The organism is Cellulomonas pakistanensis (assembly GCF_016862755.1).
GTDB lineage: Bacteria > Actinomycetota > Actinomycetes > Actinomycetales > Cellulomonadaceae > Cellulomonas > Cellulomonas pakistanensis.
The window spans coordinates 14,301-30,749 of the sequence record NZ_BONO01000004.1 but is presented as its reverse complement, the minus strand read 5'-3'; the positions used below and the strand labels follow the sequence as shown (position 1 = coordinate 30,749).

Genomic DNA, 16,449 nt, shown 5'->3' with positions numbered 1-16,449 from the left:
ATGCTGACCGTCGAGCCCGACGTCGAGGTGGTCGGCGAGGTGGCCGACGGCGCCGCGGCGGTCGAGGCGGCCCGCGCGCTGCGGCCGGACCTCGTGCTCATGGACCTGCGGATGCCGGTGCTGGACGGCGCCGCCGCGACCGCGCGGATCGTCGCCGAGCTCCCCGGGGTGCGGGTGCTCGTGCTCACGACCTACGAGACCGACGCCGACATCCTGCGCGCCGTCGAGGCCGGCGCGACCGGGTACCTGCTCAAGGACACCCCCCGCGACCAGCTCGTGGCGGGCGTCCGCGGCGCCGCGCGGGGCGAGTCGGCGCTGTCGCCGTCGGTGGCGTCGCGGCTGGTGCAGCAGGTGCGCGGCGAGGGCGAGCGGCTGACGCCCCGCGAGGTCGAGGTGCTGGCCGGCGTCGCCCGCGGCCTGTCGAACGCCGCGATCGGGCGGGAGCTGTTCATCACCGAGGCCACCGTGAAGACGCACCTGCTCCGCGCGTTCGCGAAGCTGGGGGTCGACGACCGCACCCGGGCCGTCACGGTCGCGATGCAGCGGGGCCTGCTCCCGGCGCCGTGACCGGCCGGCGCCGTGGTGCGCGCGGGCGTGACCGGCGCGTCCGCGGTCGTCCGGCGCGGCCCGATCGGGCAGACTCGCCGGGTGCGCGACCTGGCTCTGCTCCCGAAGGCCCACCTGCACCTGCACTTCACCGGCTCGATGCGGGTCGGGACCCTGGCCGACCTGGCCGCCGAGCGCGGGGTCCGGCTCCCGGCGACGCTGCTCGACGGCGAGGGCCTGCGGGTCCCGGCGGACGAGCGCGGCTGGTTCCGGTTCCAGCGCCTGTACGACGCCGCCCGCGCCTGCGTCCGCGGCGAGGCGGACCTGCGCCGGATCGTGCGCGAGGCCGCCGAGGACGACGCGGCGGAGGGCTCCGGGCGCCTCGAGATCCAGGTCGACCCGACGTCGTACGCCCCGCCGGTCGGCGGCATCACGCCCGCGCTCGAGATCGTGCTGGACGAGGCGCGGTCCGCGAGCGCGGCCCTGGGGATCGAGGTCGGGGTCGTCGTGGCGGCGTCCCGGATGCGGCACCCTCTCGACGCCCGGATCCTCGCCCGGCTGGCCGCGCGGTACGCCGGCGACGGGCCCGGCGAGGTGCTCGGCTTCGGCCTGAGCAACGACGAGCGCCGCGGGGACACCGCGGAGTTCGCCCCGGCGTTCGCGATCGCCCGCCGCGCCGGCCTGGCGTCCGTGCCGCACGGCGGCGAGCTGCTCGGCCCGCCGCACGTCGAGGACGTGCTCGAGGCGCTCGTGCCGGACCGGCTGGGCCACGGCGTCCGGTCCGCGGAGGACGGCGCGCTGCTGCGCCGGATCGTCGACCGCGGCATCGCCCTGGAGGTGTGCCCGGCGTCGAACGTCTCGCTCGGGGTCTACCGGCACGACGCGGACGTGCCGCTGCGCCGGCTGGTGGACGCGGGCGCGACGGTGGCGCTCGGCGCGGACGACCCGCTGCTGTTCGGCTCGCGCCTGGTCGAGCAGTACACCGCGGCGCGCGAGGTGCACGGGTTCACGGACGCCGAGCTGGCCGACCTGGCGCGCGCGTCGATCCGCGCCAGCCGGGCGTCCGACGGCACGAAGGCGCGCCTGCTGTCCGGGGTGGACGCGTGGCTCGCGACGGAGACGGTTGCGCAACCCGCGCGTTGAGCAACCGCCGCGGCGACGGCGGCCGCGTCAGAGATCGGTGCCGACCAGGACCGGCTCGGGCTCCAGCACGATGCCGAACTGCTGCGCCACGCCGTCCCGCACGGTCCGCGCGAGCGCCAGCAGGTCCCCGGCGTTCGCCCCGCCGCGGTTCGTCAGCGCGAGCGTGTGCTTGGTCGACAGCGCGGCCGGGCCCGGCAGGCCGTAGCCCTTCGCGAACCCCGCCTGCTCGATCAGCCACGCGGCGCTCGACTTCACCAGCCCGTCGCCGGCGGGGAACCGCGGCGCGCCCTCGGGCAGCGCGGCGGCGTCCGCCTCCGCCAGCACCGGGTTCGTGAAGAACGAGCCCGCCGACCGGGTGTCCGGGTCCGCGGCGTCGAGCACCATGCCCTTGCGCCCGCGCAGCGCGAGGACCGCGGCGCGCACGTCGGGCAGCGGCGCCCGCTCCCCCACCTCGACGCCGAGGGCGCGCGCGAGCTCGCCGTACGCGATCGGCTCGGACAGGTCGGCGACCCGCAGCTGGAACGTCACGTCGAGCACCACGTACCGCGGCGTGGGGAACCAGGGGGCGCCGGGGTCGGCCTCGTCCGGCAGCGACCGCATCGACCGCTTGAGCAGCGAGGTCCGGTAGCCGAACTGCAGGTCGGCCACCGGCAGCGTGCGCACCCGGCTCCGCTGCCGGTCCCACACGCGCACGGTCGCGATGGTCTGCGACACCTCCTGGCCGTACGCGCCGACGTTCTGCACGGGCGTCGCGCCGGTCGACCCGGGGATGCCGGACAGCGCCTCGATCCCCTTGAGCCGGTGCGCGGCGGCGTGCGCGACGACGTCGTCCCACACCGCGCCGGCCACCGCGGTCAGCGTCACGCCCGCGCACGCCGAGTGGTCCGGGGTGGTGATGTCCCGCCGCGCGTCCCGCACGACCAGGCCGTCGAACCCGGCGTCGGACACCAGCAGGTTCGACCCGCCGCCGAGCACGAGCACCGGGACCCCCTCGTCGTCCGCGGTCCGCACCGCGTCGATCAGGTCGGCCTCGGTGGTCGCGTCCACGAGCCGGTCGACGGGCCCGCCGACCCCGAGGGTGGTGAGCTCGCTGAAGGTCGCGGACTGGACGTCGGTGGTCACGGGACGAGCGTAGGCCGCTCGGCAGGGTCCTGCCGCGCCGGTGCCGCGGCGTTCACGACGAGCAGACCGATGACGATCGGCACCGCGATCGCGAGCAGCGCGTGCCGGTAGCCGACCTCGTGCGCGAGCAGGCCGAGCAGCGGCGGGCCGGCGAGGAACGCGCTGTAGCCGATCGTCGACACCACCGAGACGCGGGCCGCGGCGCGCAGCGGGTCGTCGCTCGCCGCGCTCATCCCGACCGGGAACCCGAGCGCCGCGCCCATGCCCCACAGCACCGCGCCGACGAGCGCCAGCCACAGCAGGTCGTCGGGCACCAGGCCGAAGATCAGCAGCCCGACCAGCGCCAGGCCCGCGCACAGCCGCAGGACCGCGACGCGGCCGAACCGGTCGAGCAGCGCCGTCCCGAGGAACCGCATGACCGTCATCGCGGTGACGAAGACGCCGAACGAGATCGCGCCGACCGCGTCGGACTGGTCGAACCCGTCGACGACCGCGAGGCTCAGCCAGTCGTTGCCGGCGCCCTCGGTCAGCGCGGCGGCCAGCACGACCAGGCCGATGAGCAGCGTGCGCGGCTCGAGCCACGCGGCGAACACGGAGCGCGGCGCGTGGTGCGCGCCCCCGTCGTCCGACGCGGGCGCGTGCTGCCCGGCGGGCAGGAACGACCGCACCGCGACGAGCACCGCGACCGAGGACAGCCCGACCGCGACCGGCACGTGCACCTGCACCGGGACGTGCGCGGCCGCGACGAGCGCGGCGACGCCCGCCGCCACGACGGTGCCGAGCGAGAAGCCCGCGTGGTACCGCGGCATGACCGTCTTCCCGAGCTTCTGCTCGACGATCGCGCCCTCGAGGTTCATCGCGGCGTCCCAGACCCCGGTTCCGACGCCGAACACGACGAGCCCGGCCGCAGTCACGACCACCTCGCCCATCGCCGCACCGACCGTCGCGACCGCCAGGCCGGCCGCGTTCAGCATGGCGAAGCCCGCGACCGCCTTCACGGCGCCAATCCGGGTCACGACGAGCCCGGAGAGCGGCAGCGCCACCAGCGAGCCGCACGACCCGACCAGCAGCAGCAGGCCCATCTGCGCCTCGGACAGCCCGAGCGCGTCCCGGACCGCCGGGAGCCGTGCCGCCCAGCTCGAGAAGTTGAACCCGGACAGGGCGAACACCGCGAACACGGCGATCGAGGCGGTGCGGACGGCGGCCGGGGCGGCCGGGGCGGGGTGCTGCGTCATCGCGGGCTCCACGGGGTCGTACGGGTCGGCGGTGGGTGGGCGGCGCGGAGGGGCTCCGGTCGTCAGACCGGGCGCGCGGGCTCCGGCACGTGCTCGCCGGCGGCCTGCCGTCGGACGCTACCGGAGGGCACCCACGCGGCGTCCTCCCCGGCGACGTCCAGCGCGGGCACCGCGACGGGCTCGGCGGTGGCGACCACGGGCGCGCCCGGGTCGTCGACGGGGGCGGCGTGCGGTCCGGCCGCGGCGCCGTCGGGCCGGCGCACCGTCCGGGCGAGCAGCACGGACGCCACCATCGCCGCGGTGATGAGCAGCAGGGCGTGCCGCGTGCCCATCAGCTCGGCCGCGAGGCCCAGCAGCGGCGGTGCCGCCAGCGAGGCCGTCGAGGAGAACGCCGAGATGACGGCCACCCGGCTCGCCGCGCGCAGCGGGTCGTCGGACGCGGCCGCGATGCCGAGCGGGACGGTGAGCGCGGCGCCGCAGCCCCACGCCACGATGCCGACCGCCGCGAGCGGCAGCGTCGGGGCGAAGCCGAACAGCAGCAGGCCGCCGAACGACACCAGCCCCGAGGTGCGCAGCACGGCGACGCGGCCGTACCGGTCGATCAGCTTGGTGCCGAGCAGCCGGACCAGGGTCATCGCGCCGACGAACACGCCGAACATCGCGGCGCCCACGGCCTCGACCTGGTCGAAGCCGTCGACCACGGCGATCGCCAGCCAGTCGTTGGCGGCGCCCTCGGACAGCGCCGCCGACATGATGACGACGCCGATCAGCAGCGTGCGGGGCTCGCGCCAGGCGCTCAGCGCGGAGCCGGGCCGGGCCACGCGGCGGACGCGGGCGGCACGCAGCCGGCCCGCGAGGCCGGCCTCGCGCGGGGTCGCGCCCTCGGCGCGGGCGGCCCGGGCGGCGACGGCGGCCGCGCGGTCCGGCGGCAGCGACTCGATCACGGCGCCGGGCACCGAGAGCAGGCGCCACACCGTGCCGACGACGGCGGTCGCCACGAACTGCCCGAGCAGCGGGACGTCCGCCGCGGCGCACAGCGCGCCGATGCCGGAGCCGAGCACGGAGCCGATCGAGAACGCGGCGTGGAACTGCGGCAGCACCGTGCGGCCCATCCGCCGCTCCACGGCCGCGGTCTCGACGTTGAGCGGCACGTTGCCGATCGCGAAGCCGACGCCGGACAGGAAGATGCCGACGGTCAGGACGGGGACCGACCCGATGGTGGGACCGAGACCGATCAGCACGTACGCCGCGGCGAACGCCACCGTCGACACGTACAGCACGGCGCGGCCGCCGTACCGGTTGACCAGCACCCCGGCGACCGACACGGTCGCGAGCGAGCCGATCGAGCCGGCGATGAGCAGCCCGCCGAGCTCGGCGGTGCCCAGGTCGAGCGCGTCGCGGACCGCGGGCAGCCGCGCGAGCCAGCCGGAGAGCATCAGGCCGCTCAGCGCGAACAGCCCCATGAGGAGCCGGCGCGCCCGCTGCACCGCCGGGTCCACGGGGCGGTGCGGGGTCGACGACGACGCCCGGCCGGTGCGACCGGGGCGGCGGCCGCCGGTCACGGGGGCCTCCGGCCGGGGTCGGCGGTTGGCAGGGCGGAGGGGGGCGCGGCCGGTACGGGCCCGCGGCTGGCTCACGGCAGCTCCAGGTCGGTGCAAGGGGGCGGTCAAGCGGAGGTCCCCGGCACGCCGTCGTCCGGTTCGAATCGATTCGATCGATCCGCCGGACGAAGCGGTCGAATCGATTCGGGGGATGCCACAAGTCTGCGGGTACGCTGGCGGCGGCGTCAACGGCTTTCGGGGACGGTGACGCCTCTCACCCCCGAGCCCCGGATCCGGAGGCCCGCCGGTGTCCCAGCGACCGACCCTGGCCGACGTGGCCTCCGCCGCCGGGGTCTCGGTCTCGACCGCGTCGCTGGCCTTCTCGGGCGCCGGCCCCATCGCCGAGGCGACGAAGCAGCGGGTGCTGGACGCCGCCGCCGGCCTCGACTACGCCGGGCCGAACCCGCTCGGGCGGCAGCTGCGCAGCGGGCGGTCGGGCATCGTCGGCGTGGTGGTCGGGGACGCCCTGCGCCGGTCCTTCCGCGAGCCGGTGTCCGTGCAGCTGCTCGACGGCCTGGTCGACACCATCAGCCCGCTGGGGCTGGGCGTGCTGCTGATCCCGGGGTCGCTCGAGCCCGGCGCCCCGGCCGTGGACCCGCTGGTCGAGTCCGCCGCGATGGACGTCGCCGTGCTCATCTGGGGCGGGACGCTGGACGACCCGACCCTGCAGGCGCTCCAGCGGCGCGGGATCCCGCTGGTCGTCGTCGAGGGGCAGGACCTGCCGGGGATCGTCACGGTCGGCATCGAGGACCGCGACGGGGTCGCGGACATCGCCCGACACCTGACCGACCTGGGCCACGAGCGGATCGCCACCGTGACGCTGCCGTTCGGGCCGGACCGGCGCAGCGGGCTCGCCGACACCGAGCGGCTCGGGCAGATCACCTGGTCGATCGCGCAGCGCCGGCTGGACGGGCTGCGCGACGCGGGCGTCACCCCGACGGCCGTCTACGAGACCCCGGCGTCGCTGGTCGAGCAGGGCAAGACGGCCGCGCACGCGCTGCTGTCCGGCCCGCCGGAGACCCGCCCGACCGCCGTCGTCGGGCAGTCCGACCTGCTGGCGTCCGGCGTGGTGCTCGGCGCACGCGAGCTCGGGCTGCGGGTGCCCCAGGACGTGTCGGTCGCCGGGTTCGACGGGCTCGACCTGCCGTGGCTGGCGCCGGACGTGCTCACGACGGTCGCGCAGCCGATCGCCGAGAAGGGCGCGGCGGTCGGCCGGGCGATCGAGGCGCTGCTCGCGGGCGGGACGCCGGCGGACGAGGTGCTGCCGGTCGAGCTGCGCCTCGGGACGACGACGGGCCCGGCGCCGCGCGCGTGACCGGAGCCCGCGCGGCCGGCGCTCAGCGACGAGCGTCCGGGAACCGGACGACGAATCACCACGAACGACGTGGGTTCGTGGACACCCGACGGGCGCGAGCGGGTCAGCCCAGGCGGACGAGCGCCTGGCACTTGGCCAGGACGCGCGCGCCCGCGGCGGTGACCGTGAGGTCGACCCGCGCGGTGCGGCTGTCGGCGTCGAGCGCGCCGATCACGGCGACGACCTCGACGGTCGCCGCGCCCGGGTCCGGCACCGGCACCGGCCGGGCGAACCGCGTCTGGTAGTCGACGACCGCGCCGGGGTCGCCCACCCAGTCGGCGACGACGCCGACGGCGGCGCCCATCGTCCACATGCCGTGGGCGATGACGCCGGGCAGGCCGACCTCGGTCGCGAACCGCTCGTTCCAGTGGATCGGGTTGAAGTCGCCGGACGCGCCGGCGTACCGCACCAGGCGCGCGCGGTCGACGGCGACCTCGCGGCGGCCGACCTCCTGGCCGACGGCCAGGTCCTCGAGCACGGGGGCCATCAGGAGTCCTCCCCGCGGACCGCGAGCGTGGACGTCACCGCGGCGACGGGCTCGCCGCCCTCCGCGCTGATCACGGCGCGGGTCGTCACCATCGACAGACCGGCGCGCTCGGTGACCGCGTCCACGTGCAGCACGGTGACCAGGCGGTCACCGGCGTGGATCGGGCGGTGGTGGATGAACCGCTCGTCGGCGTGCACGACGCGGCTGAAGTCGATGCCCGCCTGCGGGTCCTCGATCAGCTGCGCCTCGGCGCGCTGCGCCACGACGACGGCGAACGTCGGCGGCGCGATCACGTCGGGGTACCCGAGTGCTCGCGCCGCGTCGACGTCGGTGTGGGCCGGGTGCGTCGCCCCGACCGCCTCCGCGAACGCGCGGAGGTGCTCGCGGCCGACCTCGAACGCCTCGTTCGGCGGGTACTCGCGTCCCGCGTACTCGGGGTTGACGGCCACGATCAGCGTCGCTGGGAGGTCAGCGGGTCTCGCGGTGCAGCGTGTGCTTGCCGTCGCGCGGGCAGAACTTCTTCATCTCGAGCCGGTCGGGGTCGTTCCGACGGTTCTTCTTCGTGATGTAGTTCCGCTCCTTGCACTCCGTGCAGGCGAGCGTGATCTTCGGACGGACGTCCGCGCTCTTGCTGGCCATGGCTCTTGCCACCTCTCGCGCCCGAGGCGCTTGATCTTCGTCGTCGGGCGCCGGCGGACGCCCCACTGGATTCGGTGCTGGTAGCGGGGGCGGGGTTCGAACCCGCGACCTCACGATTATGAGTCGTGCGCTCTCACCAACTGAGCTACCCCGCCTCGGGTGCGCGCGCCGGCCAGGAGCGACCCTGGCCTGCGACACACCACAGAGCCCCGAACGGGATTCGAACCCGTGACCTCTTCCTTACCAAGGAAGTGCTCTACCACTGAGCTATCGGGGCAGCGCGGACCAGGTTACACGGTGCTCCTGGCCGGTGCGAAATCGGCTCCCGCCCCCGCGTGATCACGCAGGTCGCAGACGCTTCCGTGCCGGCGCGGAGCAGGTCGAGCCCGGTCCGTGCGTGACGACGGGGCGCCCTCCGTGAGGAGGACGCCCCGTCGTCCGTGCGTGGCGGGTGAGGGATTCGAACCCCCGTAGGCGATGCCAGCTGATTTACAGTCAGCCCCCTTTGGCCACTCGGGTAACCCGCCAGGGTGCGCGCCACGGTGACTGCGTCTCCGGGGTGCGGATGGAAGGATAGCAAGGGTTCGGGCCGGTTCCGAAACCGGCCCGTCGCCGGCACAGCAGCACCCCGCACCACAGGTCAGGAGGAGTCATGGCGAGCGAGTCGTCGTTCGACGTCGTCAGCAAGGTGGACCGCCAGGAGGTCGACAACGCGCTGAACCAGGCCGTCAAGGAGATCGCGCAGCGGTACGACTTCAAGGGCGTCGGTGCCTCCATCGCCTGGAGCGGCGAGAAGATCCTCATGGTCGCGAACTCCGAGGAGCGCGTCCGCGCCGTCCTCGACGTGTTCCAGACCAAGCTGATCAAGCGGAACATCTCGCTCAAGTCGCTGGACACCGGCGACGGCGACCCCAAGCCGTCCGGCAAGGAGTACCGCCTCGAGGCGTCGATCAAGGAGGGCCTGTCCTCCGAGATCGCCAAGAAGGTGACCAAGCTCATCCGCGACGAGGGCCCCAAGGGCGTCAAGACGCAGATCCAGGGCGACGAGGTGCGCGTCTCCGCGAAGGCCCGCGACGACCTGCAGGCCGTCATCGCGCTGCTCAAGGGCGCCGACGACATCGACGCGGCGCTGCAGTTCATCAACTACCGCTGACGCGCGGCGCCGGCAGAGCCGGGAGCGCCGAGGTTGCAGGAGGCGTGGGGTTCCGGACACCGGAACCCCACGCCTTCTGCCCTCTCGGCGGGCGGGAGGCCTCGCGTCGTCCACAGGTGCACGGACGGGGTGTCGCCGGGTCGCTGACGTCTGGTTCCATCGAGCACCATGACGGCAGGCGGAGATCCGGAGGCGATCCGGCAGCACGCGCGACGGCTGCGCGCGACCGCCGAGGAGGTGGCTCGCACGGGCGACCGCGTGCGCGCGGGCTCGGGCGTCGAGTGGGTCGGCGTCGCCGCCGACCGGTACCGCGAGCGCCTCGCCGAGCACGCGCAGCGGGTGGCGGCTGCGCGGGACGAGCTGCTCGGCACGGCCGCCGCGCTCGAGCGGCTCGCCGACGAGCTCGAGGCCCGGCAGGCGGCGATCCGGCGGGCGATGCAGTTCGTCGAGGACCGCCTCGACGACGCCCGCCGCACCGTCGGGCGGCTGGGCGACCTGGCCGACGACGTGCTGAGCGGAGCGGAGCGGGCCGCCCGGGACGCCGCCCGCGGGGTGCTCGGCACCGTCGCCGGCGGTCTGCCCACCCCCGGCTCCCCCGACTGGTCCAGCGTCGCCGACCGCATCGGGAGGATCGGGTGACCGCCACGCTCGCGCCGGTGGACGGCGCGCTCCGGGCCCGGCTCGGCGAGCAGGAGTGGGCCGCGGCGAGCGCGGGCGTGCCAGGGCTGCCCGGGTGGGCCGGGGTGCTCCCCGTCGACCGCGACGGGTCCGCCGTCGCACCCCCGGCCGACGACGCCGAGGCGCCCGGCGGCGTCGACCCCGTGCTCCGTGCGGCGGTCGAGGGCGGTGCCGCCGCGCTGGTCGCCGTCGAGGTGGCCGCCGCCGCGGGCGAGCGGGCGCTGCTCGCCGTGCTGTGGTCCGACGCGGACGCCGGTTCCGGCCTCGCCCGCGGCGTCGACGTCGTCCCCGGCGGCGGTCTGGCGGGCACCGCCCCGCGCCCGGGCGTGGAGGTCAGCGCCTTCCCCACCTCGCGGCTCGTCGACGAGGTGCTGCGGCACGTCCCCGCGGCGCCGGTCCGCGTGGTCGCCGACCCGGCGACCGTCCCCGAGGAGCTGCCCATCGCGCTCGCCCAGGCGATCCGCACCGGCGACACGACCACCGTCGACGCCCTGTGCGCCGAGCTCGGCACCGACGGGCCGCCCGCGGTGGTCGAGGCGGCCGTGCGCGGCACCGACGGCAGCCTGGTCGTGTCCGTGGCGAGCCGCGGCCGCGCGGACGTCTCGACGCTCAGCCTGCTCCGGACGGACGCCGGCTGGGTCGAGCTCACCCGCACCGCCGACGGCCACGTCGTGCACACCCCGCGCAGCCGCGAGGACGTGCGGGCCGCACTGCTCTACGACCTGACCGGCCGGTTCACGACCGCGACGACGACGGAGGGCGACGCGTGAGCATCAGCGTGAGCGGCGGCGCCGGCGGGATGGGCGCGCGCCTGCAGGACCTGCGCTCCGAGGCCGGGCTGCTCGACGCCGCGGGCGACGACGTCCGGCGGTGGAGCGGGTCCGTCGCGGCCGTCGCCGTGCACCCGGACGTCACGGTCGCGACGCTGCTCTGCCCCGGGGAGGTCGCGGCCGTCGCCGGCTCCGTCGCGGCGGCGACGATCGGGGTGAACGGGCTGCTCGTGGTGAGCACCCAGCTCGAGGGCACCGCCGTGGTGCTGCGCGCGTCGGCGACGACGTACGAGTTCGTCGACGCCACGCAGCAGCGCGTGCTGGAGGCGCTGCAGAACGCCGCCGGGTTCACGCTCGGGGCGGCGCTGCCGTTCCTGGCGGCGGGCGGCACGGTCGTCGCCCTCGGTCTCGGCATGTCCGCGGTGTCGAACCCGGTGAACTGGCCGGCGCTCGTCCTGCTCGCGCGCGACGTCGACCTCCGGCAGGCGCCCGGCGCGGTCATGGGCGGGCTCTACGACAACCCGTGGCTGCTGGAGCGCCTGACCGGCATGGCGCCGGGCATGGTGCAGGGGACGACCTGGTCGCTGGGGACTCTGCTCGGGGGACCGCTCGGCGGGGTGACCGTGCCGTACGTGCTGTCCGGCGGGCAGTGGCCGACCGGGTCGTACGAGGACGCGGTCGGAGGGCTGGTGAACGCCGGCGGTTTCTTCGGCATGTTCCAGGACACCGGGGAGATCGGCGTCCGGCGGGTCGAGGGCGACTTCAGCGGCCATGCGCCGCGCTCGGTCGCGCAGATCTTCGAGGAGCAGAACAGCATCGGACAGGTGGAGAACTGGGGCCAGGTCCAGATCACCCAGGTGACCCAGCCTGACGGGACCTCGTCGTGGATCGTGCAGATTCCAGGTACCCAGCCGTGGGATCCCATCCGGGCCGACAACCCGGTCGACGTCACGACGAACCTCCGCCTCATGGCGGGCGAGTCGACCCACATGAACCACCAGGTCCAGGAAGCGATGCGCGCCGCCGGCGTCGGTGCAGGGGACCGGGTGATGCTCACGGGTCACAGCCAGGGCGGGATGACGGCCGCGTCGCTCGCCTCGGACCCGCTGTTCCGCGACCGGTACGACGTGCGGGCCGTCGTCACCGGTGGCTCTCCCATCGCCCGCTTCGACATCCCCGCGTCCGTGTCGGTGCTCTCGTTGGAGCACGAGCAGGACGCCGTGCCGATGCTCGACGGACGCGAGAACCCGGACCGGTCCAGCTGGGTCACCGTCGGACGAGACCTGTCGCAGATGACCAGGCCGACCGACCCGGAGAACCCGGATGCCGCACAACCGGTCGTCCCCCGTGACGTGGGTGCGGCGCACGGAACCGGCCTCTACGCGGAGACGGGTGCCCTCGTCGACTCATCGACGGACGGCTCGGTCCGGGCGTGGCTCGACCAGCAGCAGTCCTTCTTCCAGCACGGCGGCACGACGACGCGGTGGGACGTGACGACACCGTGAAGCGCGTCGGGATGACGGCGACGTTGGCTTCTGCGGTAGCGATCGCGCTGGTCGGGTGCGGGACAGCTTCTTCCCGGAACGCGTCCGTCCCGGACGACGTCCTCTTCGCACAGGTGACGGCGCTGCCCGGTGTCAGGGACGCCGACCTCAAGTGGGAGCTGAACTTCGGCAACACGCCCGCGTACATGGGCACCGTTGTCGCCGAGGCCGACGCCGACCCGCTGTGCGTGCTCGACGAGACGCTCGCCGTCCTCTACCAAGGCCGCCGGGACACCTCGCTCCGCGCCGTCGAGGTGGTGCAGGGCAGCACCTCGGTGCGTGCCGAGGACCTCGTCGGCGAGACGCCCCTGGGTGAGCGGTACGGCCCGCGACCGGCACGCCCGCAGCCCTCGGCGAGCCCGCGGCCGTGCACGCCGCCCTCGCTCGACCAGCCGACGGGTGGGGCCACGGCTGCGTCCACCCCGGGCCGCACACCGTGACGGTGCCGCGACCCGCACGGCGCTGCGGCCGACGCCGTCGCCGGGCTCCGCGCACGGTCCTGCGGCACAGCCGAGATAGGACCCTCCCGCCGAGGTAGGACCATCTCAGGCCCTATCTCGGCGCGAAGGCCCTATCTCGTCGCGGCACCGCGCGGGATCGGACCGGACACCCGCCCGGTCGCGCAGGCTCAGTACCGCTCGACGCCGCCGTAGCCCGCCATGCGCTCCAGGCGCTGGATCCGGTCCCCCATCGGCGGGTGCGTCGCGAACATCCGGCCGATGCCGGCGCCCTTGAACGGGTTCGCGATCATCAGGTGCGACACGTCGACCAGGTCGCGCTCCTGCGGCAGCGGCCGCGCGGCGGTGCCCCGCTCGAGCTTGCGCAGCGCCGAGGCCAGGGCGAGCGGGTCGCCGGTGAGCGCCGCGCCGTCCTCGTCGGCGTCGTACTCGCGGGTCCGGCTGATGGCGAGCTGGATGAGCGTCGCGGCGACGGGCGCGAGGAACACCATGAGCAGCGCGGCGATCGGGTTGCCGCCGCGCTCGCGGTCGCCGCCGCCGAAGAACAGGGCGAACTGCGCGACCGACGTGATGACGCCGGCCACCGCCGCCGCGATCGACGACGTGAGGATGTCGCGGTTGTAGACGTGCATGAGCTCGTGGCCGAGCACGCCGCGCAGCTCGCGCTCGTCGAGGATCTGCAGGATGCCCTCGGTGCAGCAGACCGCCGCGTTGCGCGGGTTGCGCCCGGTGGCGAACGCGTTCGGCGCCGCGGTCGGCGACACGTACAGACGGGGCATCGGCTGGCGCGCGGCGGTCGAGAGCTCGCGGACGATCCGGTACATCGCGGGCTGCTCGATCTCCGACACCGGCCGCGCGTGCATGGCGCGGATCGCGATCTTGTCGGAGTTCCAGTAGGAGTACGCGGTCATCGCGAGGCCCGCGAGGGCGAACAGGAAGATGAACCGTCCGTTCGCCACGAAGGCGCCGATGCCGAGCAGCACGGCCCAGAGCACGCCGAACAGCAGCGCCGTCTTGAGGCCGTTGTAGTGCCGGTGACCCATGTGCGTCCTTCCTCGCCGCGGCCGACAACTCGTCCCGCGCTCCAGACAACGCCGCAGGCCGCCGCGCAGTTCCCCTACCCTGACCCCGCACACCCCGACGTCCCCCGAGGAGACACCGTGCGTACCGTCCGCATCCTTGCCCTGGCCGCTGCGAGCGCCCTGGCGCTCGCGGCGTGTGCGCCCGTCGACGACGAGCCGGCTGCCGGCGCGTCCGAGTCCGCCGCCACCGACGGCGCGCTCGACACCCTGACCGACGGCATGCTGACGATCGGCACGTCCGACCCCGGCTACGAGCCGTGGGTCGTCGACAACGACCCGACCAACGGCGAGGGCTTCGAGTCCGCCGTGGCCTACGCGGTCGCCCAGCAGCTCGGCTACGCCGAGGACCAGGTCGAGTGGGTGCCGGTCACGTTCGACCAGATCATCGCCCCGGGCGCGAAGTCGTTCGACTTCGCGATCAACCAGGTGTCGATCAGCCCCGAGCGCGCGGAGAACCTCGACTTCTCGTCGTCGTACTACGACACCGCGCAGGCGGTCGTGACCGTCGAGGGCACCGCGGCCGCCGACGCCTCCTCGCTCGCCGACCTGAAGGACCTCAAGCTCGGCGCCATGGTGGGCACCACCAGCCTGACGACCGCCGAGGCCGCGATCGACCCGAGCACCGACATCCAGGTGTTCAACGACAACGACCAGGTGAAGCAGGCGCTGCAGGCGGGCCTGGTCGACGCGGTCGTCGTCGACCTGCCGACGGCGCTCTACATCACTGCGGCCGAGCTCGACGGCGGCATCCTGATCGGCCAGCTGCCCGCCGACGACGAGGCGGACGCCGACCAGTTCGGCCTCGTGCTCGACAAGGACTCCGCGCTGACCGAGCCGGTCACCGAGGCGGTCGACGCGCTCCGCGAGGACGGCACGCTCGCCGACCTCGAGTCGCAGTGGCTCACCGACGCGGCCGGCGCGCCGGTCCTGCAGTAGTGCCCGCGGTCCCCGTGGACCCCGCCGTGACGCCGGACGGCGCCCGCCCCGCGTGGGTGCCGTCCGAGCGGCAGCGCGAGCGCGACGCGTATCGGCGCGGCCAGACCCGCCGCTCGACGCTGATCGCGCTGGTCAGCACGGTCGTGGTGGCCGCGGTCGCGGTGCTCGGGCTGGTGAGCTCGCCCGGCTGGCCGCGCGTCCGGCAGTCGTTCCTCGACCCCGAGGTCGCCTGGGCGTCGCTGCCCAAGGTGCTCGAGGGGCTGTGGCTCAACGTCCGCGTGATGGCCGTCTGCGCCGTGCTGATCGTGGTCGTGGCGCTCCTGCTGGCCCTGGCGCGCACGCTGCGCGGCCCGGCGTTCTTCCCGCTGCGCGCGCTCGCCACCGGGTACGTCGACGTGTTCCGCGGGCTGCCGCTGATCCTCGTGCTGCTGCTCGTCGGGTTCGGCCTGCCCGGGCTGCGGCTGCAGGGCATCCCGACGTCGGCGGTCGTGCTCGGCGGGCTGGCGCTCGTGCTGACCTACTCGGCGTACGTGGCCGAGGTGTTCCGCGCGGGCATCGAGTCGGTGCACCCGTCGCAGATCGCCTCGGCGCGGTCGCTCGGCCTCACGCGCGGCCAGACCATGCGGCACGTCGTGCTCCCCCAGGCGATCCGCCGGGTGATCCCGCCGCTGCTCAACGACCTGGTGTCGCTGTCGAAGGACTCGGGCCTGATCTCGATCCTCGGCGCCGTGGACGCCGTGCGCGCGGCGCAGATCCAGACCGCCGCCTACGCCAACTTCACGCCGTACGTCGTCGCGGGGGTCCTGTTCGTGCTGCTGACCATCCCGCTCACCCGGTTCACCGACGCGCTCGCGCGGCGCGGCGGCTGGCTCGGCTCGCAGAGCGGGCTGGCCGGGGCGGGGGCCCTCCGGTGACCGGCCCCGCCGCGAGCGCCACCCCCGACGTCGTCCCCGCGGGGTCGCCGCTGCTGCGGGTCGACCGGGTCCGCAAGGCGTTCGGCGACCACGTCGTGCTCGACGACCTGTCCCTGGACGTCGCCGAGCACAGGGTCGTCGTGCTGATCGGCGCGTCGGGTTCCGGGAAGTCGACCCTGCTGCGCTGCGTCAACCTGCTCGAGGAGGTCGACGACGGCGTCATCGAGGTCGCCGGCCAGGAGGTCACCGACCCGCGCGTCGACGCCAACGCCGTGCGCGCCCGGATCGGCATGGTGTTCCAGGCCTACAACCTGTTCCCGCACCTGCGCGTGCTGGACAACGTGACACTGGCACCGCGCCTCGTGCACAAGGTCGGGAAGAAGGAGGCGCGCGAGCGGGCCGCGGCGATGCTGGAGCGGGTCGGCCTCGGCGCCAAGGCGCAGGCGTTCCCCGACGAGCTGTCCGGCGGCCAGCAGCAGCGCGTGGCGATCGCCCGGGCGCTGGTCACGCAGCCGGCGCTCATGCTGCTCGACGAGGTCACGAGCGCACTCGACCCCGAGCTGGTCGGCGAGGTGCTGGACCTGCTCGGCGAGCTCAAGGACGAGGGCACGACGATGGTCGTCGCGACGCACGAGATGGCGTTCGCGCGGCACGTGGCCGACGAGGTGTGCTTCCTGCACCACGGCCGGATCCTGGAGCGCGGGCCGGCGGAGCAGGTGCTCGTCGACCCGCGGGAGCCCCGGACGCAGGAGTTCCTCCGCCGCTTCACGGGCTGACCCGGCGCTCC

General features: G+C 74.9%; 18 protein-coding genes and 3 tRNA genes. 11 read left to right on the top strand and 10 right to left on the bottom strand.

What is annotated here, in order from left to right:
- Together Cpa01nite_RS03740 and Cpa01nite_RS03735 are read left to right on the top strand one after the other, a co-directional pair.
- A complete protein-coding gene (locus Cpa01nite_RS03740) occupies positions 1 to 567 on the top strand; it encodes a response regulator (RefSeq protein ID WP_275406201.1) in 567 nt (188 codons plus the stop codon).
- An 81-nt stretch (positions 568 to 648) separates the two neighbouring features.
- Positions 649 to 1,689, top strand: coding sequence for an adenosine deaminase (locus Cpa01nite_RS03735; RefSeq protein WP_203667419.1), 1,041 nt, complete (start codon positions 649 to 651; stop codon positions 1,687 to 1,689).
- 27 nt (positions 1,690 to 1,716) lie between these two features.
- Here Cpa01nite_RS03735 and Cpa01nite_RS03730 read toward each other — a convergent pair whose 3' ends face one another.
- The 3 genes from Cpa01nite_RS03730 to Cpa01nite_RS03720 form a co-directional block, all read right to left on the bottom strand.
- Positions 1,717 to 2,811: a UDP-N-acetylmuramate dehydrogenase gene (locus Cpa01nite_RS03730; RefSeq protein ID WP_203667418.1), complete on the bottom strand. Its 1,095-nt coding sequence runs from the start codon at positions 2,809 to 2,811 to the stop codon at positions 1,717 to 1,719.
- The gene (locus Cpa01nite_RS03725) at positions 2,808 to 4,046 is read right to left on the bottom strand and encodes an MFS transporter (protein ID WP_203667417.1); all 1,239 of its coding nucleotides are present in this window, start codon (positions 4,044 to 4,046) and stop codon (positions 2,808 to 2,810) included. Before Cpa01nite_RS03725 ends, Cpa01nite_RS03730 begins: the two co-directional genes overlap by 4 nt.
- Positions 4,047 to 4,108: 62 nt before the next feature.
- Complete coding sequence (locus Cpa01nite_RS03720) at positions 4,109 to 5,608, bottom strand: MFS transporter (protein WP_239068503.1); 1,500 nt, start codon at positions 5,606 to 5,608, stop codon at positions 4,109 to 4,111.
- Between the two features lie 313 nt (positions 5,609 to 5,921).
- Here Cpa01nite_RS03720 and Cpa01nite_RS03715 point away from each other — a divergent pair, with 313 nt between their 5' ends.
- Positions 5,922 to 6,962: a LacI family DNA-binding transcriptional regulator gene (locus Cpa01nite_RS03715; RefSeq protein ID WP_239068502.1), complete on the top strand. Its 1,041-nt coding sequence runs from the start codon at positions 5,922 to 5,924 to the stop codon at positions 6,960 to 6,962.
- A 103-nt stretch (positions 6,963 to 7,065) separates the two neighbouring features.
- Here the strand turns inward: Cpa01nite_RS03715 and Cpa01nite_RS03710 are convergent, their stop codons facing one another.
- From Cpa01nite_RS03710 to Cpa01nite_RS03685, 6 genes are all read right to left on the bottom strand, one after another.
- Positions 7,066 to 7,488: a MaoC family dehydratase gene (locus tag Cpa01nite_RS03710; protein WP_203667415.1), complete on the bottom strand. Its 423-nt coding sequence runs from the start codon at positions 7,486 to 7,488 to the stop codon at positions 7,066 to 7,068.
- Positions 7,488 to 7,937, bottom strand: coding sequence for an FAS1-like dehydratase domain-containing protein (locus Cpa01nite_RS03705; RefSeq protein ID WP_203667414.1), 450 nt, complete (start codon positions 7,935 to 7,937; stop codon positions 7,488 to 7,490). The genes Cpa01nite_RS03710 and Cpa01nite_RS03705 overlap by 1 nt, the downstream gene beginning before the upstream one ends.
- Positions 7,938 to 7,956: 19 nt before the next feature.
- Positions 7,957 to 8,127: a 50S ribosomal protein L33 gene (gene rpmG, locus Cpa01nite_RS03700; RefSeq protein ID WP_203667413.1), complete on the bottom strand. Its 171-nt coding sequence runs from the start codon at positions 8,125 to 8,127 to the stop codon at positions 7,957 to 7,959.
- A gap of 78 nt (positions 8,128 to 8,205) precedes the next feature.
- Positions 8,206 to 8,282 (bottom strand) — tRNA-Met (locus tag Cpa01nite_RS03695).
- A gap of 50 nt (positions 8,283 to 8,332) precedes the next feature.
- Positions 8,333 to 8,404: transfer RNA gene (locus Cpa01nite_RS03690), tRNA-Thr, on the bottom strand.
- 168 nt (positions 8,405 to 8,572) lie between these two features.
- Positions 8,573 to 8,654: transfer RNA gene (locus Cpa01nite_RS03685), tRNA-Tyr, on the bottom strand.
- A 125-nt stretch (positions 8,655 to 8,779) separates the two neighbouring features.
- Between Cpa01nite_RS03685 and Cpa01nite_RS03680 the strand changes: the two genes are divergently transcribed.
- From Cpa01nite_RS03680 to Cpa01nite_RS03660, 5 genes are all read left to right on the top strand, one after another.
- Positions 8,780 to 9,280, top strand: coding sequence for a YajQ family cyclic di-GMP-binding protein (locus Cpa01nite_RS03680; RefSeq protein ID WP_203667412.1), 501 nt, complete (start codon positions 8,780 to 8,782; stop codon positions 9,278 to 9,280).
- Positions 9,281 to 9,448: 168 nt separating this feature from the next.
- Positions 9,449 to 9,919, top strand: coding sequence for a WXG100 family type VII secretion target (locus tag Cpa01nite_RS03675; RefSeq protein ID WP_203667411.1), 471 nt, complete (start codon positions 9,449 to 9,451; stop codon positions 9,917 to 9,919).
- On the top strand, positions 9,916 to 10,728 hold the full coding sequence (locus Cpa01nite_RS03670) for a hypothetical protein (RefSeq protein ID WP_203667410.1): 813 nt from the start codon (positions 9,916 to 9,918) through the stop codon (positions 10,726 to 10,728). Before Cpa01nite_RS03675 ends, Cpa01nite_RS03670 begins: the two co-directional genes overlap by 4 nt.
- Complete coding sequence (locus tag Cpa01nite_RS03665; protein WP_203667409.1) at positions 10,725 to 12,233, top strand: alpha/beta hydrolase family protein; 1,509 nt, start codon at positions 10,725 to 10,727, stop codon at positions 12,231 to 12,233. The genes Cpa01nite_RS03670 and Cpa01nite_RS03665 overlap by 4 nt, the downstream gene beginning before the upstream one ends.
- Positions 12,212 to 12,712, top strand: a complete 501-nt coding sequence (locus Cpa01nite_RS03660; protein ID WP_203667408.1) for a hypothetical protein — start codon at positions 12,212 to 12,214, stop codon at positions 12,710 to 12,712. Before Cpa01nite_RS03665 ends, Cpa01nite_RS03660 begins: the two co-directional genes overlap by 22 nt.
- Before the next feature lie 188 nt (positions 12,713 to 12,900).
- Here Cpa01nite_RS03660 and htpX read toward each other — a convergent pair whose 3' ends face one another.
- A complete protein-coding gene (htpX, locus tag Cpa01nite_RS03655) occupies positions 12,901 to 13,773 on the bottom strand; it encodes a zinc metalloprotease HtpX (RefSeq protein WP_203667407.1) in 873 nt (290 codons plus the stop codon).
- Between the two features lie 117 nt (positions 13,774 to 13,890).
- Between htpX and Cpa01nite_RS03650 the strand changes: the two genes are divergently transcribed.
- Genes Cpa01nite_RS03650 through Cpa01nite_RS03640 form a run of 3 tightly spaced genes read left to right on the top strand, consistent with a single transcriptional unit; the run spans position 13,891 to position 16,438 of the window.
- A complete protein-coding gene (locus Cpa01nite_RS03650; RefSeq protein ID WP_203667406.1) occupies positions 13,891 to 14,748 on the top strand; it encodes an ABC transporter substrate-binding protein in 858 nt (285 codons plus the stop codon).
- Positions 14,748 to 15,662: an amino acid ABC transporter permease gene (locus tag Cpa01nite_RS03645; RefSeq protein WP_239068501.1), complete on the top strand. Its 915-nt coding sequence runs from the start codon at positions 14,748 to 14,750 to the stop codon at positions 15,660 to 15,662. The genes Cpa01nite_RS03650 and Cpa01nite_RS03645 overlap by 1 nt, the downstream gene beginning before the upstream one ends.
- The gene (locus Cpa01nite_RS03640; RefSeq protein WP_275406194.1) at positions 15,659 to 16,438 is read left to right on the top strand and encodes an amino acid ABC transporter ATP-binding protein; all 780 of its coding nucleotides are present in this window, start codon (positions 15,659 to 15,661) and stop codon (positions 16,436 to 16,438) included. The genes Cpa01nite_RS03645 and Cpa01nite_RS03640 overlap by 4 nt, the downstream gene beginning before the upstream one ends.
- The last annotated feature ends 11 nt before the right edge of the window (positions 16,439 to 16,449 follow it).

Coding starts and splice junctions, on each gene's coding strand:
- htpX (WP_203667407.1), bottom strand. CDS start 13,773: ATGGGTCACCGGCACTACAACGGCCTCAAGACGGCGCTGCTGTTCGGC.
- Cpa01nite_RS03675 (WP_203667411.1), top strand. CDS start 9,449: ATGACGGCAGGCGGAGATCCGGAGGCGATCCGGCAGCACGCGCGACGG.
- rpmG (WP_203667413.1), bottom strand. CDS start 8,127: ATGGCCAGCAAGAGCGCGGACGTCCGTCCGAAGATCACGCTCGCCTGC.
- Cpa01nite_RS03680 (WP_203667412.1), top strand. CDS start 8,780: ATGGCGAGCGAGTCGTCGTTCGACGTCGTCAGCAAGGTGGACCGCCAG.
- Cpa01nite_RS03740 (WP_275406201.1), top strand. CDS start 1: ATGCTGACCGTCGAGCCCGACGTCGAGGTGGTCGGCGAGGTGGCCGAC.
- Cpa01nite_RS03710 (WP_203667415.1), bottom strand. CDS start 7,488: ATGGCCCCCGTGCTCGAGGACCTGGCCGTCGGCCAGGAGGTCGGCCGC.
- Cpa01nite_RS03725 (WP_203667417.1), bottom strand. CDS start 4,046: ATGACGCAGCACCCCGCCCCGGCCGCCCCGGCCGCCGTCCGCACCGCC.